At 39.1% G+C, this 23,141-nt stretch carries 20 protein-coding genes and 3 pseudogenes; 15 read left to right on the top strand and 8 right to left on the bottom strand.

All coding sequences use genetic code 11. From position 1 onward, the window contains the following. Nucleotides 1–143 precede the first annotated feature (143 nt). Nucleotides 144–1,397 (bottom strand): annotated as a pseudogene (locus H6F92_RS04510) (nSTAND3 domain-containing NTPase); the annotation flags it as partial. A 299-nt stretch (nucleotides 1,398–1,696) separates the two neighbouring features. On the opposite strand from H6F92_RS04510, the gene H6F92_RS04505 reads away from it, so the two are divergent. The 13 genes and pseudogenes from H6F92_RS04505 to H6F92_RS04445 all read left to right on the top strand — a co-directional run bounded on the left by H6F92_RS04505 (nucleotide 1,697) and on the right by H6F92_RS04445 (nucleotide 14,655). After that, on the top strand, nucleotides 1,697–2,782 hold the full coding sequence (locus H6F92_RS04505) for a hypothetical protein (RefSeq protein WP_190356927.1): 1,086 nt from the start codon (nucleotides 1,697–1,699) through the stop codon (nucleotides 2,780–2,782). A 322-nt stretch (nucleotides 2,783–3,104) separates the two neighbouring features. After that, entirely contained in the window at nucleotides 3,105–3,647 is a 543-nt protein-coding gene (locus H6F92_RS04500; protein WP_069475655.1) for a hypothetical protein, read from the top strand. Between the two features lie 45 nt (nucleotides 3,648–3,692). After that, a complete protein-coding gene (locus tag H6F92_RS04495; protein ID WP_016516326.1) occupies nucleotides 3,693–3,935 on the top strand; it encodes a DUF4282 domain-containing protein in 243 nt (80 codons plus the stop codon). A gap of 37 nt (nucleotides 3,936–3,972) precedes the next feature. Next, nucleotides 3,973–4,452: a hypothetical protein gene (locus H6F92_RS04490; RefSeq protein ID WP_190356926.1), complete on the top strand. Its 480-nt coding sequence runs from the start codon at nucleotides 3,973–3,975 to the stop codon at nucleotides 4,450–4,452. A gap of 56 nt (nucleotides 4,453–4,508) precedes the next feature. After that, nucleotides 4,509–4,832 carry a hypothetical protein gene (locus tag H6F92_RS04485; protein WP_190356925.1) on the top strand — a complete coding sequence of 108 codons (324 nt, stop codon included), beginning with the start codon at nucleotides 4,509–4,511 and terminating at the stop codon, nucleotides 4,830–4,832. Between the two features lie 64 nt (nucleotides 4,833–4,896). Next, nucleotides 4,897–5,346: a hypothetical protein gene (locus H6F92_RS04480; RefSeq protein ID WP_150977563.1), complete on the top strand. Its 450-nt coding sequence runs from the start codon at nucleotides 4,897–4,899 to the stop codon at nucleotides 5,344–5,346. A 5-nt stretch (nucleotides 5,347–5,351) separates the two neighbouring features. After that, a complete protein-coding gene (locus tag H6F92_RS04475; RefSeq protein WP_190356924.1) occupies nucleotides 5,352–8,222 on the top strand; it encodes an FtsK/SpoIIIE domain-containing protein in 2,871 nt (956 codons plus the stop codon). A 14-nt stretch (nucleotides 8,223–8,236) separates the two neighbouring features. Beyond that, nucleotides 8,237–8,503 carry a hypothetical protein gene (locus tag H6F92_RS04470; protein ID WP_002741504.1) on the top strand — a complete coding sequence of 89 codons (267 nt, stop codon included), beginning with the start codon at nucleotides 8,237–8,239 and terminating at the stop codon, nucleotides 8,501–8,503. Next, complete coding sequence (locus tag H6F92_RS04465) at nucleotides 8,496–8,741, top strand: hypothetical protein (protein WP_002779144.1); 246 nt, start codon at nucleotides 8,496–8,498, stop codon at nucleotides 8,739–8,741. The genes H6F92_RS04470 and H6F92_RS04465 overlap by 8 nt, the downstream gene beginning before the upstream one ends. Nucleotides 8,742–8,746: 5 nt before the next feature. Next, the gene (locus H6F92_RS04460; protein WP_190356923.1) at nucleotides 8,747–9,748 is read left to right on the top strand and encodes a coiled-coil domain-containing protein; all 1,002 of its coding nucleotides are present in this window, start codon (nucleotides 8,747–8,749) and stop codon (nucleotides 9,746–9,748) included. A gap of 23 nt (nucleotides 9,749–9,771) precedes the next feature. Continuing rightward, nucleotides 9,772–10,167 carry a hypothetical protein gene (locus tag H6F92_RS04455; protein ID WP_016516321.1) on the top strand — a complete coding sequence of 132 codons (396 nt, stop codon included), beginning with the start codon at nucleotides 9,772–9,774 and terminating at the stop codon, nucleotides 10,165–10,167. Between the two features lie 98 nt (nucleotides 10,168–10,265). After that, complete coding sequence (locus tag H6F92_RS04450) at nucleotides 10,266–10,811, top strand: Mov34/MPN/PAD-1 family protein (RefSeq protein WP_002734089.1); 546 nt, start codon at nucleotides 10,266–10,268, stop codon at nucleotides 10,809–10,811. Between the two features lie 104 nt (nucleotides 10,812–10,915). Continuing rightward, nucleotides 10,916–14,655, top strand: a pseudogene (locus tag H6F92_RS04445) (WD40 domain-containing protein). 120 nt (nucleotides 14,656–14,775) lie between these two features. Here H6F92_RS04445 and H6F92_RS04440 read toward each other — a convergent pair. Then, nucleotides 14,776–17,169 carry a DUF3769 domain-containing protein gene (locus H6F92_RS04440; RefSeq protein ID WP_190356922.1) on the bottom strand — a complete coding sequence of 798 codons (2,394 nt, stop codon included), beginning with the start codon at nucleotides 17,167–17,169 and terminating at the stop codon, nucleotides 14,776–14,778. A 493-nt stretch (nucleotides 17,170–17,662) separates the two neighbouring features. Continuing rightward, a complete protein-coding gene (locus tag H6F92_RS04435; protein WP_002732356.1) occupies nucleotides 17,663–17,779 on the bottom strand; it encodes a photosystem II reaction center protein I in 117 nt (38 codons plus the stop codon). Nucleotides 17,780–18,175: 396 nt separating this feature from the next. On the opposite strand from H6F92_RS04435, the gene rsmI reads away from it, so the two are divergent. Further along, nucleotides 18,176–19,015 (top strand): 16S rRNA (cytidine(1402)-2'-O)-methyltransferase, encoded by an 840-nt coding sequence (gene rsmI / locus H6F92_RS04430; protein WP_190356921.1) that lies wholly within the window; start codon nucleotides 18,176–18,178, stop codon nucleotides 19,013–19,015. Nucleotides 19,016–19,051: 36 nt separating this feature from the next. Here the strand turns inward: rsmI and H6F92_RS04425 are convergent, their stop codons facing one another. From H6F92_RS04425 to H6F92_RS04405, 5 genes are all read right to left on the bottom strand, one after another. Next, nucleotides 19,052–20,221: an LptF/LptG family permease gene (locus H6F92_RS04425; RefSeq protein WP_190356920.1), complete on the bottom strand. Its 1,170-nt coding sequence runs from the start codon at nucleotides 20,219–20,221 to the stop codon at nucleotides 19,052–19,054. A gap of 31 nt (nucleotides 20,222–20,252) precedes the next feature. Further along, on the bottom strand, nucleotides 20,253–20,981 hold the full coding sequence (gene lptB / locus H6F92_RS04420; RefSeq protein ID WP_190356919.1) for an LPS export ABC transporter ATP-binding protein: 729 nt from the start codon (nucleotides 20,979–20,981) through the stop codon (nucleotides 20,253–20,255). Between the two features lie 199 nt (nucleotides 20,982–21,180). Further along, complete coding sequence (locus H6F92_RS04415; RefSeq protein WP_061432733.1) at nucleotides 21,181–21,681, bottom strand: LptA/OstA family protein; 501 nt, start codon at nucleotides 21,679–21,681, stop codon at nucleotides 21,181–21,183. 49 nt (nucleotides 21,682–21,730) lie between these two features. Beyond that, entirely contained in the window at nucleotides 21,731–22,156 is a 426-nt protein-coding gene (locus H6F92_RS04410; RefSeq protein WP_147073110.1) for a DUF309 domain-containing protein, read from the bottom strand. Nucleotides 22,157–22,165: 9 nt separating this feature from the next. Next, nucleotides 22,166–22,525 (bottom strand): ferredoxin thioredoxin reductase catalytic beta subunit, encoded by a 360-nt coding sequence (locus tag H6F92_RS04405; protein WP_061432731.1) that lies wholly within the window; start codon nucleotides 22,523–22,525, stop codon nucleotides 22,166–22,168. 164 nt (nucleotides 22,526–22,689) lie between these two features. Here H6F92_RS04405 and H6F92_RS04400 point away from each other — a divergent pair. Then, a pseudogene (locus H6F92_RS04400) lies at nucleotides 22,690–23,141 on the top strand (RNA-guided endonuclease InsQ/TnpB family protein); the annotation flags it as partial.

Here is a 23,141-nt window from a genome sequence, read left to right as displayed (position 1 = left end):
CCTCGAATGGAAATTTTTTCTTTCTTCCAGACATCGATAATTTTTTGGCGAAAATCTACGGAATAGGGTCTCATAGGAAGCTGGTAAGTTCTATTATTTGTCTATTTGCTTTCTATTGTACCTCATAGCTCCAAGAATTGCTATATAAGCAATAAATAAGCAGTTTTAAAAGTTTTTTCAAGTCGCTCTATTGTTCTTTCGACTTCCTCCTCTAGCAGTTGTTTTCGTAATTGTTTGGTCATTAAGTTAACTTTGTAATAATCATCAGGATTGGCTTTTTGAGCTTCATCAATCATTTCTCTTAATCGTCGAAATCGGGATTTATTCTCATCATAATAAGTGCCGATATTTCCATTCAGTCTATCAATAATATCACCAGAAATTAAGCGGATAGCGAGAGGATGTCCCTCATAAAGTTTTCCGATCTCTTTAAGGTAAGCAAGGTTACGTCCATGAAGAATTAATTCGACTTCTGCTTGTTGAAATAAGCGTTCAAATAACTGTAAACTTTCCTGATCCTCTAATCCCATTAATGGCTGAATATGCCAATATTGATCTTGACTAAAAGTTTCAAAATCTTCAGGCTTATCCTGCGAAGTTATCACAATTCGAGTCTGACAATTTTCGGCTTCTAATATTTTTTGAAAAAAGACTCGCCAGAGGGGGTCTTTAAAGCGATTACTGCCATCTTGTTGTTCTCCTTGTAAAATATTTTCCATTGAATCAAACCAAATCAATCGACGATTATTGCTCAGATGATTAACCAGTTGAGTTAATAATTGTTCTGGTTTTTTTGCTTGTTTTGCCGTAACAGGTTCATCGCCACGATTGAGTAAATCAATAGCTGTGCTGATAAAGTTTTGTGCTTCTGATTGCGACTGTTGATCCTCCCGTTGATTAAACCCATCAAAATCAATAGGCAGTTCAGGAGGAAACCCTTCTTGACACAAAGCTAAGGCCAATTTGTAGGCGAGGGCAGTTTTCCCAATACCTGTTATTCCTGTAATTACGACAATGCGACAATCGCCTCTTAGTTTTTCCAGTAAATCACTTTGAAGAGACTCTCGCCCCACCCAGATAGGCTCGATATCTTGAGTCAGTTTTTGCAAAAGATTATCTAGATCTGCGACTTTTGAAGGGTCGATGTTCAAAGCTCGACAAAAGGAAACAAAACCTCCTAATCGAATGTTTTCCCTCCTTAAAAATCGATCTAAAGTCTCTGGGGTGCAATTCAAAGCGTAACGTCGGAGATTGAACAATTCCTCCCAATTGGTATCAGGTTCAGCAAATTGACTAGCTTCTGTGCATAAATGCTCTCTAGTCCAGCCTTCTTTTTGTTTTTGCGCCCATCGGGTTTTGACTTGCTCAAGTCCCGCTACGGAGAGTTTTAACTTCATTGCTCTCTATTCAATCTACATAAGTTTATTTCTCTATTGTTGATCAATTATCCCCAGAAATTCTCATTTTTTGAAAAATTTTCTCTAATCTGACTAAGTACATATCAGCTATTTGCTCAATTATAGGTATAGGAAGCCATTCAAGCTTTCTAATTCTTTCTAATTCCAGCTTCTTTTGCTTTTTGCGCCCAAAAATAATCGTTTTGCTTGCTTCTCTGTAGAAATCTAAGGATTTCTATCGCTTTACTCCCAATGAAGAGAGCCTCATTGCTCGTTGTCCTCTTCTTAAGGGTAGCAAAATGGCTATTTCTCAAATAATCAACCAAACCAATGGTAAACAGTTTATCTCATTATCATCTACATCGGTGCGGCTACTGTCGTCGGATGGAGGTGATGTCAATCACTTATTTAGCGGTCAAATACCAGAGCGTCACTATGAGCAACTTTCTTGTTGGCTTAATTTAAAACCAAACGAGGAAAAGGATTTAACGGCACAAACATTTGCAACGCTAAAGACCACAAATTACACCCAAAAAGATCCCCTATTCACTTTAAGGACTGTCCGAAGAATGTTACAGGATAACGGTCTTCTCTTTGTCTATGATATATCCCAAACCCCTGATATTGAGCAATATGTGAAGATTCTGTTTTCTTGTGCTGGATTTATTGTATTAAATAACATTGGCAACTGCTGGATTCTTTGCAAAAGAGCCTCACTTTCTTTTGATGTGCCAAAGGTCAAAGGTTATCTGGTCAAGGAAGCGGAAACACCGGCAGAAATTGAATCCTATTTCTTATTTCTCAAGAATCGCTATCCTGAGTCACAAAATTATTGCAGAGAAATCGACGATTTATTTACTCACCAATCGGTTATTTTTCTAGCCTATCCTGAACAGAATCCCTCTCAGGTAATCGGTGTTGCACGTTATACCTATTCTCTGCCTGAATATGGCTACTATTTGCCTTGTCAACTGGCAACATTTTGTGAAGGAAAACACACAGGAAAGCATTTGATGTTACCCAAAAATGTAACAAGCATCGGAGAAAGTCTCTCTCTGTATGATGAAAAGGGAACTGGCAAAAAAGGAACAAGTTATCTTGTTTATCAGCAATTGATTCGAGCTATCTTGACTTACAAACATGATATTGCTCACACTGAAATTTCCTACACGACTTATCCAAAAGGGGACGAAACCATTGAAGCACTGTATAAAGAACGTTTTGGATTTAAGCACACTCTACACGATCATGAAAAAGTTTGCTTAAAATATGGAACATTTGCCGGTCAATGGTATCTCATTGAACTGGAGCAGTGGATGATTAAGCATCAGTACCACAACGCTGACCAGATTTTTCATAAACAAAAGGAAGCGTTTGCGGTGTGAAGTCTAGCTCAATAGTTTGCCGATAAATACTAGATTTTGGGAACTTAAGGTAAATTATCCTGAAAATTGGCTATATCCTTAAGTGTCCCGAAGTCAATCTCAGCTTTAGATGTCATATTCCTTACTCTATAAGGGTTTGAGGCTATTTTAAAATTGATACCAGTTTGGGTAGATTCCCAAATTATTCTCAAGCTATACTGGCATACCAGATGCGGCCTGTTCAGCCGAAACTTAGAAATAAGTGGATGATTGGCTTTTGTCGAATAACCGATAGGTTAGAATTCGCACTTTACCTGAATAAATTGTATGGTTTTGGTGTATTATGTATCAACAACAAGTTCAACTTTTGGGAAATCCTTTAACGCTTAAAGTCAGCAATCCAGATGTTAATCAGTCCTGTAATATTATTGGAATTGATAACAATGGAGAAGGGAAATCTTTATACGTCTATAATGTCGTAGCGGATGCGTTAGAATCTAATAAACGCAATATTGAAGACTTAATCAAGGAATATGAAAGACAGACAAATATTGCTTTTAAAGTTTTGATTGCGCTATCCGATGGCGTTATTTGGGTACTAACCACTGTTATGAGTATCTTTACCTCTATCTTCGGAGGAGTTGGTGGTGCTGGAATTTATGGCATCATGTTTGTCTTAATTATCCTTGCTTTGTTGGCGATAGCATGGATTTACGCTTTAATGGTAATTCTACCTCTTATGGCAATTTCTTATGGTACTAGACTGTGGTTAGAACAAGTTTCTAAAAAAGCCATAGAACAATTAAGCAGAGACGCAAGAGAGGTGGCGCGTAAATCTTTAAAAGGAACTCAAGATTCCTTACAATTACCTGAAAATAATTCGTAATCTACCTCAAAAATTATCTTTTTTCTAAGCCAATAAGAGGGTTTAATGAACAGTTTCTGGCAAGACTTTTTTACCTTTCGGAAAATGGTTAGCATTACCATTATCAAGTTTCTCTATATCTTAGGCTTGTTTCTGATTACCCTAGGAGGTTTAAGTGGACTATTTGTGGAACCTTTAGCAGGAATCGCTACTTTAATTATTGGTAATTTATTCTGGCGAATTTTCTGTGAATCATTGATTCTAGTTTTTAGTATTCACCAAGAATTAGTCAAGCTTAACAGTAAGTAATGTTTTCAGCAATTGACCATCTTGCGAATTGAAAATTATGAAAAAAATTAACTTCATCTTATCTATTTTTATCCTGAGTCAGCTAGGGTTTAGCTTACCACTTAAAGCTCAATCTCGCTGTCAAGCAACCATTAATTCTATTGTCAATGAAATAGAATCTAAAGGAGTTAGAAGGGTGATACTTACAAAAAGGACTGTAACTAATAGGAGAAATCCCACTAATAGAAAAGATGAAATCATTTTCGCATTAAGCCCTTATAATGAAAGCTATACATCTCTTGATACAAGAAGTGATAGGATTGTTGATAACATCATGAGGTCTCCTGTTTTAATGAAAAGTTATGCCGATAGAATAGTTTCTAATTGTCAAGATATTGCCGTTGTAATGTTCGGGGCTGATCAGACAGATTGGGGAGCAGAATTTGCTATTCAATCTAATGGCAAAACTCGCCTACGAGATTGCATTGATTTTGATCTTAGCTTAACTCCTAATTGGAATGAAATGTATTGTTATTAAGCTTCTAAAAGTCTTAATTAACCTCAAATATTTCTTTCATTAATTTAGCAAAAAATATGAAAATTACTCATTTATTTTTTATCACCTGTCTTGTCAGTTTAACCAGCTTAGTCTTACCAGTAAACGCTCAAACATGGCGTCGTCATCAAGAAAATAACTATCGTAATGTGGTAGCTATTGTTAAACCTCATCGGAGTGGATATTGTAGCAATCATTTTATTCGACAAGATGGCAGGGTTTATGACGCAAGAAAGGGGACTCGTGGAAGTTATTTAATTGTTGATCAAGTCGTCTCATTAACAGGTGTTATTAACACCAATAATAGAGGTGATAAAATTTGGCAAGTTTTCTATCAACCCTCACGCACAACCATGTGGTGACATGACTGTGATTTATCTATTCCTCAACTCGTTGATTAATTAACAATAACCCAGAGGTTTAAACATGAAAACAATTCAAAATTCAATTGCTCGTATGATTGCTAATAGAGAGCAAATTTGGCAACAATATGATCGGGCTGATTCTAATCGAAAAGACCTAAGTAAACGCTTTGCTAAATATTATAGTAATACAAGTAAAGTTACGACTATTTCCCCTTTAACTTCTCAACAATTAGCCCCTGCTGAAATTGAAGCTTGTCTGGATAAATTAGAAGAAACAGACCGTAAAATTAACCAAGAACAGTCTAATATAGAATCTCATAAAAATGAGATAAAGTCTTTAAAAATTAAGGCTCGTAACCTAATCATTGGGCTAAGTGTAGGAGGTGCTTTCTTGTTGTTTACTTTATTTGTTTTTATTAAAGGTAACTCCTCTGATGACTCTAATTCTTCTCAACTGTATCAGTTAAATACTCAAAAAAATGTTTTAAAATTATCTAAACAAGGAGAATAATGCTTATGTTTTGGCAACAACAAATTGAAGGGTTAAACCAAAAAATTGAACAAAGTAGTCAACGCATAACCGACTATTTAGGGTTTTGTGCTTCTTTGTTCAATCATGGTAAATTAAACGGCGAACAATTACCTAATTATTTTGGAAAATTTCTCCAAGATAGCTATCTATCGACTCAATCTTATTTAGAACAGCAACCATTAGAAATAATAGGAAGTTGGCAAGATTATCGTTGGGAAAATTGGAACATTAACGATAATTTATTATCCTCATTAGAGCATAAAGAATTAATTCGTATTGGTCAATTAGTTGAACAAAGATCGAGTAATAACACTTTTTGTGTTCCCGAATTTGCTCCCTTTATTGGTGGGAATAAAACTATTATTATTCGCTGTAGCAATAATACCCGTAATATGGGGCTAGAATTACTGCAATCTCTTGTGATTCGTACCGCTATTTTACTTCCTTATCAAATACGTTATACCTTCTGTGATCCCGTTAATAATGGGGGTGCATTTTTAATGCGTCGTTCCCTTCCTGAGGCTTTGATTAGAGAAAATAGTGGCGAAGTTTATCGAGATTTATTAGAAGTAACTCAAGATATTCGTCGCGTCAAAGAAACCTATTTAGATCCTCAGTCTCCTGCCTTACATTTACTCCCCCCAGATATTCGAGTCAATGAAAGATTTGAGGGGATTTTTGTCGCAGATTTTCCTAAAAGATATGACCGTAGAGATATTGAAGAATTACAAAAAATTGGTAATAGTGGACCAGAAGCTGGAAGATATGTGTTTATTCACTATAATCAAGATATTGATCTCCCTAGAGATATTAATATGAGTGGGTTTGAAAATGCCTTTTATATTGATCTCAATAAACAGTCAAAGACAGCAACATCTTGTCAACTTCAATTTAAAGCGGATAGTATTCCTGACGCAGATTTACAAAAACAATTACTTGATAAAGTTAAACAAGCTAAACCCCCCGAACGAAAATTAGATTGGGATGATATAGTAGGAATTGATCCGCAAAATTGGTGGAATTATAGCAGTGAAGAATGGATAACCACACCTATCGGTGGAAGAGGAAGTTCTGATCAATTAAATATTTGGTTTGGTAAAGATAGCGAAGGTCATCAATGCGCTCATGGTATGCTAGGAGCAATGACTGGATCAGGAAAATCTACCCTGTATCATGGGCTTATTTTAGGCTTGGCAACTCGTTATAGTCCCTCAGAATTAAGATTTTATCTCATTGATGGCAAATATGGCGTAGAATTAGCCCCCTATCGCAATTTGCCCCATACCGAAGTAGTTTCCTTACATTCCTCCCCTGAATTATCGCGTAGTGTTTTAACTGAATTAATCGCCGAAAAAGAACGACGTAACGCCTTATTTAAAAGATTAGGGGTGTCAGAATTGGCAGGTTATCGCCGCCTAGGACAACCAGAGGGCAAAATGCCCCGTATTCTTCTAATTATTGATGAATATCAGGAGTTATTTTTTAACGACAAAGAGGATACTGCTTCAAGTCAACTACTGATTTTAGCCCAACAGGGGCGAAGTGCGGGTATTCATATGTTACTCGCTTCCCAAAGGTTTGGGGCTGAAGGAATGCGGAATCAAACGGGAATTTTGGGTAATATTCACCTGAGAATGGGAATGCAGATGTCAAAAACAGAAATTCAAGCCCTGACAGAATTTGGAAAACGAGGAAAACAATTATTAATGACCTGTGATTTGCCGGGGAAAATTGTTATTAATGACCGTAGTGGCGATGATAACTCTAATTATTTTGGGAAAGTGGCATTTATCGAAAAATCTCGCCGAGATATGATCATTAACGCTTTATCTCAAAAAGCTGATCAACTCTCCCCAGAAGATTACACGGAAACAGTGGTCTTTGATGGAGATTCTCAGCCTAATTTAGCAGATAATCCTCAATTACGCCATATTTTAGATTACGGTAAATGGTTAACCTCAGAAGATTGGGAAAAAATCGCCCGTTTACCTTTCTACAAAGGAGGATTAGGCATTTCTGACTGGTTTAGTGCAGAATACCCGGTCTTAACATGGCTAGGACAAGAATTCAGTGTGAGGCAACAGGCAAGGCTGATATTACGCCGTCGTCCAAGTGAAAACGTTCTAGTTATCGGTGGAGACTATAATACAGCCCGTTATGGAATTCTATCGGCTATTTTGACCAGTCTTGCTATTAATGGCAATCTTCAACAATCTCGTTTTGTTGTGGTAGATCGCAGTGTATCTGGTACACAATGGCATTTAGCATTGGCAGAAGTATGTCAGATTATTCTAAAACCTTTGGGCTTTACGACGGCATTTAACCGCGAAAATAGAATTATTACGGCAATTTTGAACAATTTAATTCTTCAACTTGACGAAAGAAACCAACTCAGTGAAGCAGACTTGATGACTCAACCTTCTATTTTCGTCATCATGACGGAATTAGATAGAGTAGATGACTTAAGACGGAGCAATGAGCAGTCTTATAGCCCAGAAAGTCACTTAACTACTCAAATTAAGCGATTATTGAAGGAAGGACCGAGTAAAGGTATTCATCTCATCCTCAGTTTTTCAGGGATCAAAGCTTTCTCTAATGTCCTTGATATTCGGCGAAATTTAGCTTATTTTCGCCATAGAGTCGCTTTACAGATGTCAGAAGATGATTCTTTCACCTTTGTTAGTGATCGCCAAGCCTCACGTTTACAAGCAGATGGAGATGTTCCAATTAAAGCCCTTTATCGGGATACGGATAGCGATCGCACTACTCTTTTTAAACCTTATAGTACGGAATCTACACCCGAATTTAAGCAACAAATAGAGAAAATTGCTAATAGTTTAATCAAAAGAGCTTAAAGCTTAATTTAACCATGGATGACTCATTTTTACAACTCAAACACTTTCAACAAACCCTCGAACAATTCCATGATCGCGTTCAATCGGCGTGGCGAGAAGTGGAAACCACCTATGAGGATCTTTCTCCCCATTGGCAAGACCAAAAACGACAAAAACATGATGAAATGTGGCTTGATTTGCAAGAAAAGACTAATAATTATTATAGTCGCCAAATTCCCACCTATAATGATTTTTTAAACCATAAGTTACAAGTATTAGAGAGGTATTTAAACGGTGGATAATTCCCGAAAAACAGCCCTTTTAGCCTATCAAACTGCACTCAATCAATATTATTTGATTTTAAGCGAAGAATTGGAATTTCTCGATACGGCATGGCGATCGCTTGATGAAGTTTTTCAAGGATCAGTCGCCGAAGAATTTACAGGTTTTTGGACAAGAACCTTGGCAGAAATGGAAGATTCAAGGCTAGAAGTTCAGAAAATCCTCAATTTTATCCAAGAAATCCCCGATAAATCTTAATCATTATGACCATTCAAGATCCGCGTATTCTTATTACCCTTCTCAATGACTTAATTGAAGAACTTAGATACTGGAAAATAACCGCCCGTGAGACGCTTGATCAAATGTCATGGCATCAAAGGCAAAGTGAAGAAAAAGTCAGTCAAGCTCTGTATCATGCTTCAATTATTCAAGATCAGGCTAAAAATGATCAAAAATTAGTTGATCAGGCTAATGATGAAGTTGCTCAATTGTTATCTAATTGTCATCAAGTCTTAGAAAAAGCTCAACAAAATTTGGCAGAAGCTCAAAATACCCAAAATCAGGCGCAATCAACCTTAAATCATTGGCAAACTCAGCTAAGTCTTGCGTTAGCTTGGTTAGAAAGGGCAGAAGACCGATTACAACGTGCCATAAACGAAAGAGAGCAAGCAGAATTTACTTTACGCAGTGCAGAATCTGAATTACAAAGCGCACAATCCGCCCTTACCAGTTGCCAAAATTCAGGCTATACTGACAAAGATGGACGATATCATGCGCCCAATTGTTCTGGTCAGCAAGCTAAGGTTAGTCAAGCCCAAAATGCGGTTCAAGCTGCAGTCCAACGCTTAAATAAAGCCATTGAAGAAGAAAAAGCAGCAAGAGAAGAAGTCGCACGAGCGCAAGCTAGGGTTAATTGTTGTCGAAATGCCATCGGATATGCTCAAACAGCCGTCTATCAGGCGAATATTACTTTAAATTATGCCCATAATGCCCTGAGTTTTGCCGAACGTAGTTTAGAAAACGCAGATGCAGCTAGACGGGAAGTTGATAGAGCGCAATTAGAGGCAAGCAATGAGCAGGAAATGGCAGATTTAATGTCTTTAGCCGTAAATAATGCCCGCAATTTCACCGAAGAAGCCCGAAATGATTTCAAAGGAGCGGAAAAGCAAGGAAACTCCGCTCAATGTTTAGAAATTGGGGTAACAAGAGAAATAGAATATCGAGTAGAAAGTCTGATTGAATTCAACCGTCCTTTTCAATTTTAGTGATTTTTGGAGGATAAAAAATGATGGAAGATATTGTTTGGAAGATGCAGCAGCGATCTCGCACTCTGCAAGACTATCGTAAAGATATTCGAGGCCTATGGCAAGATGAGGCTGCCAAAACTCTTAACCGTCGTTATCTTGACCCCCATGAAGATGACGATCAGAAAATGATAGAATTTTTGCAGAAACAGGTACAAGGCTTAGAAAAAACTAATGAGGAGTTGGTTAAAGCCAAAGATTATGCTTTAGAGGCTGAACGCTATTCCCAACAAGTTGAACATTTCTTAGAACGAGAAAAACAGGAAGTTAAACAAGCTTATTATTCTTATGATCGATCTATCGAATATTACGGCTTAACTCAAGCAGAATTACCTAATATTCACAGATTAATTCAACAAGCTAATCGCAGTTGTAACTAAAAAAGATATTTATATTACGAAATTTTATTAAAAATAAATGTTTGATAAATATCTATCTTAGACAGGAAAAAAGATGAATACCTAAGAGAATAAAAACAATGTTAAGTTACCAGAATATCAAAACTATTTTTTCCCAGAAATCATTTTTAGCTATTGCAGCTGAAACTTATGAAAGCTATAAAACAGAAACAGGTGGCATTTTTTTAGGAATTAGAAACCCTAATAAATGGTATATTTTAGAAACCTTAGATTCGGGTCTAAATCCTATCTTTCGCCCCGGCTATTTTGAGTATGATAATGCTTATATCAACCACCTGTCTAACAAAATTGCCAGATTTTATCGAGAACCCATAGAAGTTCTTGGACTATGGCATAGACATCCGGGCAGTTTTGATTACTTTTCCTTAACTGATGATACAATTAATAAAAAATATGCTTCTCAACATTCTGAGGGAGCTATTTCAGCCTTAGTTAATTTTGACCCATTTTTTCGATTGACTATGTATCACGTTTCCCTCCCTTCTCAATCTGATTCACGACCCGAATATACTAAGCTTTCTATAGAAATTGGAGATCAATTAATTCCCAAAAATTTGCTAACTATTAAATCTTTATCTGATTATTTGTCAATAGTTAATGATTAATTTTATTCAATCTAGTTACACAAGTATTAACTTTTTTCATACTTAACTTAATTGACGGTGAATAGATTATCAGGCTATAATCCTAAAAAGTGAAATTTCAGACTATGCCCAATCTCAATACCAGTGCTAACGTCAAAAAAAGAATTCTGATCTTCTTAGAAAGACTATTAACTCATGTTAATAAGGAATCACGAGATCATCAGTATTGGTCAAATCAACTGTCTTTCAATTGGCTGAAAGACGAACAACCACACCCTAAGCTAATTGTCAATACAACTTTAAAAATATTAACAGATTTTTGTCAGGGAATTACTAAGCAAAAGTTAGGGGCTGCCATTACTGTTGAACAGATGAGAAATGACCTTAAGGTTTTACAAGAATGGGAAATACTAATAGATAATAGAGTCAAAACTAAAGGCGTAGCAAATTTGCACTTTACCCTAAATCTTTGGCATTCATCAACAGAAGAAAATTTGAAAAAATTTGAGGAAGAATGGGATAAGCGTAAATCTCCCAATCTTCAAAACTCATCAGTTAAAACAGAAATAAATTATGATAATTTCGGATTAATTCCTGATACTTCTCAGATTTATGGGAGAGAAAAAGAACTAGAATTATTAAAACAAAAGTTTTTTCAAAATAGTCCCCCGTGTAAAATTATCGGAATTTTCGGAATAGCAGGAATCGGAAAAACATCTCTTGTCTGTAAACTGATTGAGCAAATTCAAGAGGAATTTCCCCGTGTTATCTATTGGTCTTTTTTGAATCCTCCTTTACCCCTAGAATTTCTTGAAAATACCAGTAATATTATTTCACAACATATTAGTTTTAAGACAGAAGATAAATTTAAAATAAAACTGATAAAATTTATCAAGATACTAGCCAAATATCGTTGTTTATTATTGTTAGATAATATTGATGCGATTATTGAGCATGAAAACTATCGAGAATATAGCGAAATTTTACAAGCAATTGGTCAGTCAAAGCACAACAGCTGTTTAATTATAACCAGTCGAAAAATTCCTCAAAAACTTGAATCGTTAGCGGGAAATAAGACTTCAACCTATTTCCTAGAGTTACAAGGACTTGACTATCAAACTGGACGACAAATTTTGGGAGATATTGACACCTTTCATGGTTCAGAGGATGAATGGCAATTTTTAATTCAACAAGTCTGTCACGGCAATCCTTTATTCATCAAATCTATCGCTCATCATATTCAAGAAGTTCATCATAATAACCTCTCGGATTTTCTTTTAAAAGGGAATCTTCTGATAGAAAAAATTGAGTCTATTTTAAATTCTTACTTTCAGCAACTATCTAATTTAGAAAAAGCCATTATTTTTGAGTTAGCGATTAATCGAAATCCAGTTTCTTTGTCGGAGCTAGAACATAATATTATCATTGAACCTGATGGTAAAAGTATCCAAGAAGGGATCAGATCATTATCTAGCAAAATTCTGTTAGATAAAAAAGATGACTACTTTACCATACATCCTCTACTGATTGAATATTTCACTCAAAAAATTATTACCATAGCAACCGAAGAAATCAAAACTCAAAAATTCCAATTATTAAGAAGTAACTCCTTGACTAAAACTACTGTTCCTGATTATCTAAGAAAGATTCAAATTAATGTTATTTTACACCCAATAATCAATAACTTAATTCATAATTTTCAAGAAAATAATCTAGAAAGCAAACTAATTGATTGTTTAAAGACATTAAAAAATGAACCTTCTGGACAAATTGGCGGCATTGCTGGCAATATCATTAACTTACTTAATATACTGAAAAATGGTCATTTAATCGGCTACGATTTTTCTCATATCTCTATTCGACAAGTTGATTTCTCAAACATTAGACTCAACCAAGTAGATTTTTCCTATTCGCAGTTTTTTGACTGTATTTTCCCTCAAACTTGTGGCAGTATTTTATCAATTTCTTGCAGTCAGTTTAATCACTCTTTTCCAAGAGAAGAGCTTTTAGCAACTGGTGACAGTCATGGGATGATTTACCTCTGGAAAGTCAAACAAGACGGAAAATTAGAATTAAGCAAAAGTTTTCCTGCTCACGGAAGCTGGGTGTGGTCAGTAGCCTTAAATTCCGAGGGACAGTTACTAGCGAGTGGGGGACAAGACGGAATTGTTAAAATTTGGTCTATTACAACAGATCTATCTATAAATTGTCATTCTTTGCCCCACCCTTCTCAAAAACATTATGCTCCTATTAGAGCCGTTACTTTTAGTGCTGATAGTCAGTTTTTAGCCACAGGAAGTGAGGACAAAACTATTAAAATATGGTCAGTTGAAACAGGAGAATGTCTCCACACCCTTGAAGGACATCAAGAACGAGTAGGTGGTGTTACCTTTAGTCCAAATGGTCAACTTTTAGCCAGTGGGAGCGCTGATAAAACTATCAAAATATGGTCAGTTGACACAGGAAAATGTCTCCATACTCTTACAGGACACCAAGATTGGGTTTGGCAAGTTGCCTTTAGTTCCGATGGTCAACTTCTAGCCAGTGGAAGTGGCGATAAAACCATCAAAATATGGTCTCTTATAGAAGGAGAATATCAAAATATTGATACTTTAACAGGACACGAAAGCTGGATTTGGTCAGTTGCTTTTAGTCCGGACGGTCAATATATAGCCAGTGGGAGTGAAGATTTTACACTGCGGTTATGGTCAGTAAAAACCAGAGAATGTCTTCAATGTTTTAGGGGATATGGCAATCGATTATCATCAATTACTTTCAGCACCGATAGTCAATATATTTTGAGTGGTTCTATAGATCGTTCGATCCGATTATGGTCTATCAAAAACCATAAATGTCTTCAACAGATTAATGGTCATACTGACTGGATCTGTTCAGTAGCTTTTAGTCCCGATGGAAAAACATTGATAAGTGGAAGTGGAGATCAAACGATTAGATTATGGTCAGGGGAAAGTGGCAAAGTAATTAAAATTTTACAAGAAAAAGATTATTGGGTTTTATTGCATCAAGTCGCGGTTAGTCCGAATGGTCAACTGATTGCTAGTACCAGTCACGATAACACCATCAAACTTTGGGATATTAAGACAGATGAAAAGTACACTTTTTCCCCAGAACATCAAAAGCGCGTATGGGCGATCGCTTTTAGTCCTAATAGTCAAATATTGGTGAGTGGTAGTGGAGATAATTCTGTTAAGCTTTGGTCAGTTCCGAGAGGATTTTGTCTCAAAACTTTTGAGGAACATCAGGCCTGGGTATTATCAGTAAATTTTAGTCTTGATGGAAAATTAATAGCAACTGGTAGTGAAGATCGAACTATTAAACTCTGGTCTATTGAAGATGATATGACTCAATCTTTGCGGACTTTTAAAGGTCATCAAGGAAGAATTTGGTCTGTTGTCTTTAGTCCTGACGGTCAGCTATTAGCCAGTTCAAGTGATGATCAAACGGTCAAAGTTTGGCAAGTCAAAGATGGTAGATTAATTAATAGTTTTGAAGGTCATAAGTCTTGGGTATGGTCAGTAGCTTTTAGTCCCGATGGGAAGTTACTAGCAAGTGGGGGGATGACGCAACAATCCGAATTTGGGATGTTGAAACAGGTCAACTTCATCAACTCCTGCGTGAACATACTAAAAGTGTCAGATCAGTCTGTTTTAGTCCCAACGGTAAGACATTGGCCAGCGCAGGTGAAGACGAGACGATTAAACTTTGGAACCTAAAAACAGGAGAGTGTCAGAACACTTTACGCTCTCCTAGACTTTATGAACAAACAAATATTAAGGGAGTAGAAGGGTTGAATTATGAAACGAGCAACACCATGAAAATTTTAGGAGCTTTTCTGTCACGTTGAAGAGAGGATAGAAGTTAGTCAAGGGAGTCTCAATGAGAGGTAATCCCGATCTGAAAATCCCTAAAACCCCACATCCCACTTCATAATTCATCATTCATAATTCATCATTCCCATGTAGTCTTAACGGGTTACTCCATCCACCACTGGACGGACATCGCTGCCCTCAAAATAGCCGGGATTGCCTGTCCAGTTGAAATCCGACACGCGAATGTTGAGTATTCCCAACTGCAGCACGGGGTTATAGCGCAAAATTAAACTATAGGTGCGACGACTCCATTCGAGAAAATATTCTGTACTGATTTCCTTCGCTTGATCGATACTATAAATACTCTGGAAACCCACACGGATCGGACCATATACCTGTTGAGTTATACCATAGGACATTGTTTGTTGATCAACAAAGCGATCGAAGAAAAAGGGTGATTGTCCGTTGACTAAACCCTGACTAAAACTGATATTAAACCCGGTATAGTCGAGAAAATTGCGGGAAAAACGCCCAAACTGTCCCAATAATCCCACGGTTCCCGTAACGGAATTTTGCGTCTCCCCATTAGTGTAATAACTGGTGACACCGGTGACACCAGTGACAAGAGCAATATAGGGTTGAACAGGAAGAGGAGAAAATCTTAAACCTTGGTCGGGGGTCGGTGGTAAAGTAAGGGCAGACCAGAGTAAAAAACTGCGATTGAGGGAGACAGCACCCTGAAAACGGCTTAAATTAGTAACATTATCCGTTGCATTGGCCGGTAAGAGATTACTGCGATCGGTGGGTGCGTTGATATTCTGAACAGAAGCTTGATAACTGAGTCTAATATCCGTATTCGGGACGACAATCACCGGTGAGGTCAAAATTGCCCCAAAACTGCTATTAACCGTCTGAAAACCCAAAGAACCGTTAAAGAGACGCTCGCGATAATTGTACTCCACATTGAGCAGATAGGGATCCTGCAACTGTCCGATCGTCTGTTGAAAGCGAATCTTAGAACGAACACTATTTTCGATCTGTTCCAAATCTAAATTAGAAAAAGAAGCTGTTGCTTGAAAAAACGAGCGCTCACCAAAATTAGTGGCAAAATTCCCCAATAAACCAAAAGCTTTCGGACTAAGGGCCGAAACTTCCCCACCTCCGGGGTTAGCTGAGGGGAAAGCATCGGGATTAAGGACTTTTTGAATTAAATATTGCGGTGTCAACTCAAAAAGAGTCTTCGGTGTCTCCACTAAAGTTAGGGGACTTTCTACGAAAAATCCGCCTCGATCCTCCCCATCATAGCCCGGAGCAATTAAAAAAGGACGACGACGACGGCGATCGAACGTAAGACTATTAATAAAAGTGGGTGCCACTACCCGTTGATCGAAAACCAACTGGGAATTACTCATCCGCAACTCATCGGTAAAGGGGCCGGTACTGCGAAAAGTGGCGGAATTGGCCCGAACTTCCAATTCAGGGGGGGAAAACGGGTCATTCGTCAGACGCACATTAGTGGCATTCCACACCTTACCATCAAAATTCAAGCGCTCGGCCTGAAAACGGACACGATTAATCGTTCCCCCCGATGGACTACTGATATTCTGTCGATCGCGCCGACTGGGATCCTGTCCCCCGACGACAAATTGAAAACCCTCTCCCGTCGTGATTCTCTGCAAGGGTTGATTTAATGCCAAACGATCGGTTAGGGTTCCAAAAGAACTGCTGGCCCCCGCACCCACATCGGTGGGCAGCGTTTGCCCTAAATCCCTAGCGGTGCTGGGTTGAAAAATCTCCCCATTAGCATTAAATACCACACCGCTATCCTGGACGAAATAATATTCAAAGCGATCGCCGCGCAGGATTTGATCTCCCCGGGTTAGGATCACTTGGCCCTCCGCTACCGCTAACTTTTCGGGAAGATTAATCTGTAAGCGATCGGCTGTTAGTACACTTTGGGCAAAACGCAGGGTGACATTACCTCTAGCGGTGATAATCTGCCGATTTTGGTCAAATTCCTGCTCATCGGCCACTAATTCTAGGGGCTTTTCCCCTTCTGGATTAGCGGTCTGAGCTAGGCTGTTATTGAGGGAAATCAAGTATTCTTGGCTGGTTTTTTCGCCTTTTTTCCGCACTAATAGCCGAGTTGAGCCATTTTTCTGGTTAAGAGCTTTTTGATTTAATCCTGAAACTATCTCGGTTTCGGGATGAATGGTGACACCAACGGCTGCGGGGGGTGGAGACTTCTGAATAGAAAGGGGTTTTCCTAAAGCTGCCGCATCACCCGCACTGCTAGGTAAAGGTTTTAGGGGAATACCCTCATCGGGAACCAAGGGTTTTACCTCGACGGTTTCCGGGGGTGGAGTGACGGTGAGGGGAATAGAAACGCTCTCTTCTGAAGGCTTTTTTGCCTCTAGAGGTGCTGGGGTGACAGGGAGGGGAACTAAAGACGTGGGACTATTTTCAGCAACTTGGCGTTCCTCCGTTTCCGGTTCAGCTACAGTGTTAATTAGGGCAGGTGGTTCAACAGCTAAGAGAAAAAAAGACATGACTGCACGAGTCGGCGATCAAAATAGAGGACGAGCGAACCTCATTGACATCCTCGCCGCCCTAAAAGTGCGGCGATTCCTAAACCTCACGATTTAAGTTTCTGCTTCCACCACCGTCGCATACCACAGTTAAAAAACCATGTACTGTCTTACACAGAGTCCACAGACTTTCGCCCCATTTCAGAAGCCCGATTCCGTGTGTCCCACGGTACGTTGACCGCCTATAGCTTCTTGTACTTGTTGCGCGCGACTTTTTACCCGGCCAAGCTTTTCTGGTCGGAACCCCCTAAGCCGAGTTTTCAAGGTGCTGCGCCGTCCACTTGGTTTTCGAGACTGGCCTTTTAATTCTAACGTAAAGCCAACCTAGAACGGCGGGGTTTCAGACCCAAAATTTCCGATGATACTACCATGATCATTATTTCTAGGGAGACAGGGAAAGTTTAATAACTTGTTCCCTGTGCCTTTACCCTAGAACCGGTTTGTTAATTGTCTTCTACTCAAAGTCTTTGCGTCCGGGGTTACGGGTAGGATCGCCAGAAAGGAAGCCAAAGATAAAAAGTAAGACAAAGAAGGAAACAACGATATAAACGGCGATTTTTAGGGTTAACATTACTAAGACGTTCTCCTTAGACTAGATTAATTCAATAACAGGGGTGAGCATACCTTGACCTACTTTACCCTATTTGAGTGATCCCTGAACAGAGAAAAGTGATCAGTCTTCAGTTATCAGTTATCAGTTATCAGTTATCAGTGATCAGTTATCAGTGAGCGGTGAGCAGATGTGAGTTTTGGCTCTTCTAGGTTCTGTGTGATAAGTTTAACTTACAGAGGATTGATCGATCTTTGTGTCCTTTGTGTCTCTGTGGTTCGTTCCACTCACTGCCCCAAGACTGTATCTTAGAATACATTTTACCCACCAAACCTGGGAGAGCCGAGTTTTTAGTTTACTGATTACTGTTTACTGATCACTGAAAATACGAGTAAATAGCCTATTTTTAGCCAATTTATGAATAATCTCGGTAAATTATATGTGGTGGGAACGCCGATCGGTAATTTAGACGATCTGACTTTCCGATCCCTGGCAACTCTCAAAAAAGTCTCTCTAATTGCCGCCGAAGATACCAGACACACCGGCAAATTATTACAGCATTTTGATATTTCAACCCCTCAAATTAGTTACCATGAACATAATCGCCTTTCCCGTCTCGATGAGTTATTAAATATTCTCAGCCAAGGTCAGGATATCGCCTTGGTTACTGATGCGGGAATGCCGGGGATTTCTGACCCGGGTTATGAGTTAATTAAAGCTTGTATAGAAGCTAATATCGAAGTGGTTCCCATCCCCGGAGTAACGGCGGTAATTACTGCTTTAGCGGTGTCGGGATTACCCACGGAAAGATTCTGTTTTGAAGGATTTCTTCCGGGTAAGGCAAAGCTGAGACAAGAGCGCTTAGAGAGTTTAAAAACCGAAACAAGAACGATGGTTTTTTATGAAGCTCCTCACAAACTTATTAAGACTTTAGAGGATTTGCTGGCAACTTTCGGATCAACAAGAAAGATAGTTTTAGGTCGGGAATTAACCAAGCTTTACGAAGAAATTTGGCGAGGAACTATCGCCGAGGCGATTAATTTATATCGGGAGAATAAAACTCCTAAAGGAGAATTTACGCTCGTAGTTATGGGCAACGAGCAGGCCGATAATATCCAATTATCCGACGAGGAATTAAAACGGGAATTAAAACAAATTATCGAAGGAGGAGTTAATCGATCGCAAGCCAGCAGACAATTAGCACAAGTTACTAATTTATCCCGCAGTCGTTTGTATAAATTAGCTTTAGAAATTTGATGATTATCAATTTTTATTCCCACCGCTAACCCTGAATTACTTAGCTGATTGAAGTAACAAAATTCCTCCAGCAGTTAATCCTAAAATATTGGGCAACCAAGCGGCCATCAAGGGGGTTAAAACTCCGCCAATACCTAAGGAACTGGTGACAAAAGATAGGAGATAATAGGAGAAAATTAGGACAATACAAATACCGAAACTGGTGGCTTTGTTAGAATTTTGGGGACGTAATCCCAAGGCCGCCCCAATCATGCCAAAAACTAAACAAACAAAGGGTAAAGATATTTTCTGCTCGATTTGAACCTGTAGTTTTCTAATTTTGGTGGGATTGCCGCTTAATTGCAGTATTTCTAAGTATTCCCGCGCTTGTCTGAGGGTCATTTCTGAACCATCTCGGCCTCGAAAAGCTAAATCTAAAGGGGTACGCGGTAGGGCTAATTGTTGATGTTGAAAGCGGACAATATTACGATAGGAACCATTAGGATCAATTAGATAAATTGTGCCGTTATAAAAATCCCAAATATTTTTTTCAATATTCCAAGAAGCTGATTCTGAGGTAATAATTTGATTAACTTCCGGTTGGGTGCGATCGAGAATGGTTAAACCTAACATTTCTTGACCGTTAAATCTTTCGGCATAAAATAACCTTCTTAATACCGTTTGCGCTTCCCCTCCATCCGCTGGCCGCACTTTGCCGTATTCAGGATAAATAATATTATCTTCAATAAAAGATTTGCGATTTGGTCGCAGGGCTTTCGTCATGGTAGCATTAGCTTCATAACTGGCAGCTGGAGCCACATAATCATTAAAAATGTAGGTTAATCCTGTCACTATTAAACTTAGCACAATGGCGGGAATTATTAGGCGATAAACACTAATTCCAATACTTTTAAAAGCAATTAATTCGCTATCACTGGCTAAACGACTGTAGGCCATTAAAGCTGCTAAAAGTATCGACATGGGAAAGGCTAAAACGATAAACTCTGGCATTTTTAATAAGAGAATTTTTAAGGCCAAAGTAAAAGGTAAACCCGACTCAGTAATCCGTCGCACTAAATCAAATAAAGTGCCGATCGCCACTCCCAAAGAAGTGAATAAACCCATCCCAAATAGAAAGGGTAATAATAACTCGACAAAAATATAGCGGTCTAAGATGGTAAATCCGGGTATTCTACTTAAATTTCCTTGCCAATTGCTAACTTTCATGATATAATACAGCGATTTTTATTAATAACAATTATCTTAAGAAATTATCACCCAAATAATACTGACGCACCAGAGGATTATTATACAGTTCTTCGCCACTTCCCGCCGCTAAAATCTGCCCTTCGCGCATAATATAAGCCCGATTAGTGATAGCCAAAGTTTCTCGCACATTGTGATCGGTAATTAAAATTCCCATCTGACGATCCCTTAAACCAGCGATCATCGCTTGAATCTCAGATACAGCGATCGGATCCACCCCAGCGAAGGGTTCATCTAATAACAAAAATCTTGGTCCGTTGACTCCCACCGCTAAAGCGCGAGCTAATTCCGTCCTTCTTCTTTCTCCTCCAGAAACGTAAGCGCCTTTAGTGCCAACAATCTTATCGAGGCGAAATTCTTTTAATAAATCATAGAGACGATTTGCCCGTTGGGAAAAGGGAACTCCCGACTGTTCTAGGGCTAACTGAATATTTTCTACTACAGTTAAATAACGAAAAATACTGGCCTGCTGTGTCAGATAGCCAATACCCAGACGCGCCCTCTGATTAAGGGGTAATTTAGTAATTTCTTTTTGATCGAGCCAAACGCGCCCCAGATTCGGTTTAATTAATCCCGTGGCGATATAAAAAGTTGTGGTTTTCCCCGCACCATTTGGTCCCAATAACCCGACAATTTCCCCCGGGGCAACCGTAATACTCACTCGGTTAACCACGAGCCTTTTACCGTAGGATTTATGGATATTTTCTAATACTAAAGTCATCTTTATCCGGTGTTGGGAATTATGAATTATGAATTATGAATTAGGAAGTGGGGAAGTGGGGTGTAGGGTGTGGGGTGTGGGGTGTGGGGAAGTGGGGAAGTGGGGAAGTGGGGAAGTGGGGAAGCTGTCTCATCACCCTATCACCCCAAAACCCTATCACCCTATCTCCTCCTGTCTCCTGATTCCTGACTCCTGACTATCACTGCGGATTAATAATTGGGGCAGCCGGGAGGGAAGGGGAAGGTATGGGTGCGGGTGTCGGGGAAGCTGCCGGTTGGGGAGATGTTTCGTTATCTTTGACTAAATAAATTGACTCCACCTGCTGACTGGTTTGGGGAGTAGCGATAAATCTGCCCTCATCGACTAGATAAGTCATCGTTTCGGCGCGGATACTGTTGCCTTCCTGCAAAACGTAAACGTTACCCGTCATCACTAAACGACGTTCGCGGCTAAAATACTGAGCTTGGGCGGAAGTGGCCTGCATTTTGCGAGCGGGATAGAACACTTGTACGTTACCCCGAGCAGTAATTACCCCCGTTTTTGAGTTCGCCTCCTGAATATCCGATCGCACTGTCATGGCATTACCTGGTACAATGTTCTGCTGTGCTTTGACTAGGGGAGAATTGCCCAATCCCATGATTAAGCCAGCAGAAACGAGGGAAACTAGCCATCCTCTGATTTTTGCGTATCTTGCTCTCATAGAAATCTCACCTATAGACGTAATTGTATTGACTAACTAATCTAGCTTTTTAGAGAACGGGATGACTTTTGAGGATTTTCGGCAGAGAACAGATAGATCGATCGAGGTGGGGATGAGGATGTTCCTGATTGCTTTTCATCGCTTCTAGCACTGCCGGTAAAGCTTGGGGATCGAGATTCTGTAAAAAGTTTAATAGATCCAAACTCTCCCCCACCAAGTGCGTCACGTTGATCCCCTCGTAATCGGGTTGATAGTGTTGCAAACGTCTAACCCCTTCTCCCAAAAGAATTACCGCCCCGCGCCAGTTATTATTTTCCAGATGGTAACAAGCGACAGCAATCTGCAAAATGCCTTGATAAAAGGTTTTTTCAGGCTCTGTGGACTCCATCCACAAAGCCTCTAGGGTATCATGACAAGCATAGAATTGCTGGCGATTAAATTCGTCGATTCCTTGGCCAAAAGCGGTGGCTGTCATTACCCTAAACTAATGCCCCTTCATCGATTCGCGGACTTCTTGGATATAGTCGAGGGAAATTATCTGTTCTTCCCCAGCAAACTCGTTATCGGGGGTAATAAATAGCATACAGTGACATTCTTTCCGTTCCCGCATCGGTACACAGGGACAATTCCAGAAAGTATTTTTTACCTCCGCTTCTTTGTCTTCGTAGTGACGACAGGGACATAAAGGAGCGCCTAATTCGTCCTTATGACGCGCTAATCCCTCAATTACTACGGCTGTCACCGAGAGATCGCTACAGAAGTAAGTATTTGTACCTTTAGCGTACTGTTCGGCAAACTTTTTCATCGCCTCAAGACTCTTATCCGTGTTTGTGATCTGGCTCATAGTTATCTGATCCCCTTAGCTTTCTAAAAAAAAAACTTTTTACCTAAAATGTCAGCTTGAAGGAACCCTCGGTTTTACCTCGGAGATGAAAAGCTGACATCGCCTTGACACCTTGTACGATGAGTTGCTAGATTATAAGCATAACACATTGAGAGGTCGAGTCAATGCGAGTCATAGAGTTTAAGTTAAAAACCAATTCACACCAAGAGATAGCCATTCAAGAGGCTATCAGGGTGGGACAGTTCGTCAGGAATAAATGTTTAAGATTTTGGATGGACTCTACCAAAGAAGATCAGGTTAACTATGGTACTTTGTGTAGGCTAACTACCGAATTATCTAATAGTCCTGAATTTTCTTTTGTTGGTAAACTCAACTCTATGGCTCGTCAAGCAAGTGCCCAAAGAGCTTGGTTCTCTATATCCCGTTTTTATGATAACTGTAAAAAGCGCACCGCCCGCGCCGAATCGAATTCGGCGAGCGGACGGAGCAAGAAGGGTTTGGCGAAAAAAGGCTATCCCAAATTCAAAAAGTTTTCAAGGTCTGTCGAGTACAAAACTTCTGGTTGGAAACTAACAGAAGACAAAAAGTTTATCCACATCACGGATAAAACAGGGAT

Origin of the sequence: Microcystis wesenbergii FACHB-1317, from assembly GCF_014696875.1 — a bacterium.
In the GTDB taxonomy this organism is placed as follows: domain Bacteria; phylum Cyanobacteriota; class Cyanobacteriia; order Cyanobacteriales; family Microcystaceae; genus Microcystis; species Microcystis wesenbergii_A.
This window is presented reverse-complemented; position numbering and strand designations above follow the sequence as displayed.

Bases quoted from the DNA above. Each gene is read 5' to 3' on its own strand.
- H6F92_RS04505 (WP_190356927.1), top strand. From the start codon at position 1,697: ATGGCTATTTCTCAAATAATCAACCAAACCAATGGTAAACAGTTTATC.
- H6F92_RS04500 (WP_069475655.1), top strand. From the start codon at position 3,105: ATGTATCAACAACAAGTTCAACTTTTGGGAAATCCTTTAACGCTTAAA.
- H6F92_RS04495 (WP_016516326.1), top strand. From the start codon at position 3,693: ATGAACAGTTTCTGGCAAGACTTTTTTACCTTTCGGAAAATGGTTAGC.
- H6F92_RS04490 (WP_190356926.1), top strand. From the start codon at position 3,973: ATGAAAAAAATTAACTTCATCTTATCTATTTTTATCCTGAGTCAGCTA.
- H6F92_RS04485 (WP_190356925.1), top strand. From the start codon at position 4,509: ATGAAAATTACTCATTTATTTTTTATCACCTGTCTTGTCAGTTTAACC.
- H6F92_RS04480 (WP_150977563.1), top strand. From the start codon at position 4,897: ATGAAAACAATTCAAAATTCAATTGCTCGTATGATTGCTAATAGAGAG.
- H6F92_RS04475 (WP_190356924.1), top strand. From the start codon at position 5,352: ATGTTTTGGCAACAACAAATTGAAGGGTTAAACCAAAAAATTGAACAA.
- H6F92_RS04470 (WP_002741504.1), top strand. From the start codon at position 8,237: ATGGATGACTCATTTTTACAACTCAAACACTTTCAACAAACCCTCGAA.
- H6F92_RS04460 (WP_190356923.1), top strand. From the start codon at position 8,747: ATGACCATTCAAGATCCGCGTATTCTTATTACCCTTCTCAATGACTTA.
- H6F92_RS04455 (WP_016516321.1), top strand. From the start codon at position 9,772: ATGGAAGATATTGTTTGGAAGATGCAGCAGCGATCTCGCACTCTGCAA.
- H6F92_RS04450 (WP_002734089.1), top strand. From the start codon at position 10,266: ATGTTAAGTTACCAGAATATCAAAACTATTTTTTCCCAGAAATCATTT.
- H6F92_RS04440 (WP_190356922.1), bottom strand. From the start codon at position 17,169: ATGTCTTTTTTTCTCTTAGCTGTTGAACCACCTGCCCTAATTAACACT.
- H6F92_RS04435 (WP_002732356.1), bottom strand. From the start codon at position 17,779: ATGTTAACCCTAAAAATCGCCGTTTATATCGTTGTTTCCTTCTTTGTC.
- rsmI (WP_190356921.1), top strand. From the start codon at position 18,176: ATGAATAATCTCGGTAAATTATATGTGGTGGGAACGCCGATCGGTAAT.
- H6F92_RS04425 (WP_190356920.1), bottom strand. From the start codon at position 20,221: ATGAAAGTTAGCAATTGGCAAGGAAATTTAAGTAGAATACCCGGATTT.
- lptB (WP_190356919.1), bottom strand. From the start codon at position 20,981: ATGACTTTAGTATTAGAAAATATCCATAAATCCTACGGTAAAAGGCTC.
- H6F92_RS04415 (WP_061432733.1), bottom strand. From the start codon at position 21,681: ATGAGAGCAAGATACGCAAAAATCAGAGGATGGCTAGTTTCCCTCGTT.
- H6F92_RS04410 (WP_147073110.1), bottom strand. From the start codon at position 22,156: ATGACAGCCACCGCTTTTGGCCAAGGAATCGACGAATTTAATCGCCAG.
- H6F92_RS04405 (WP_061432731.1), bottom strand. From the start codon at position 22,525: ATGAGCCAGATCACAAACACGGATAAGAGTCTTGAGGCGATGAAAAAG.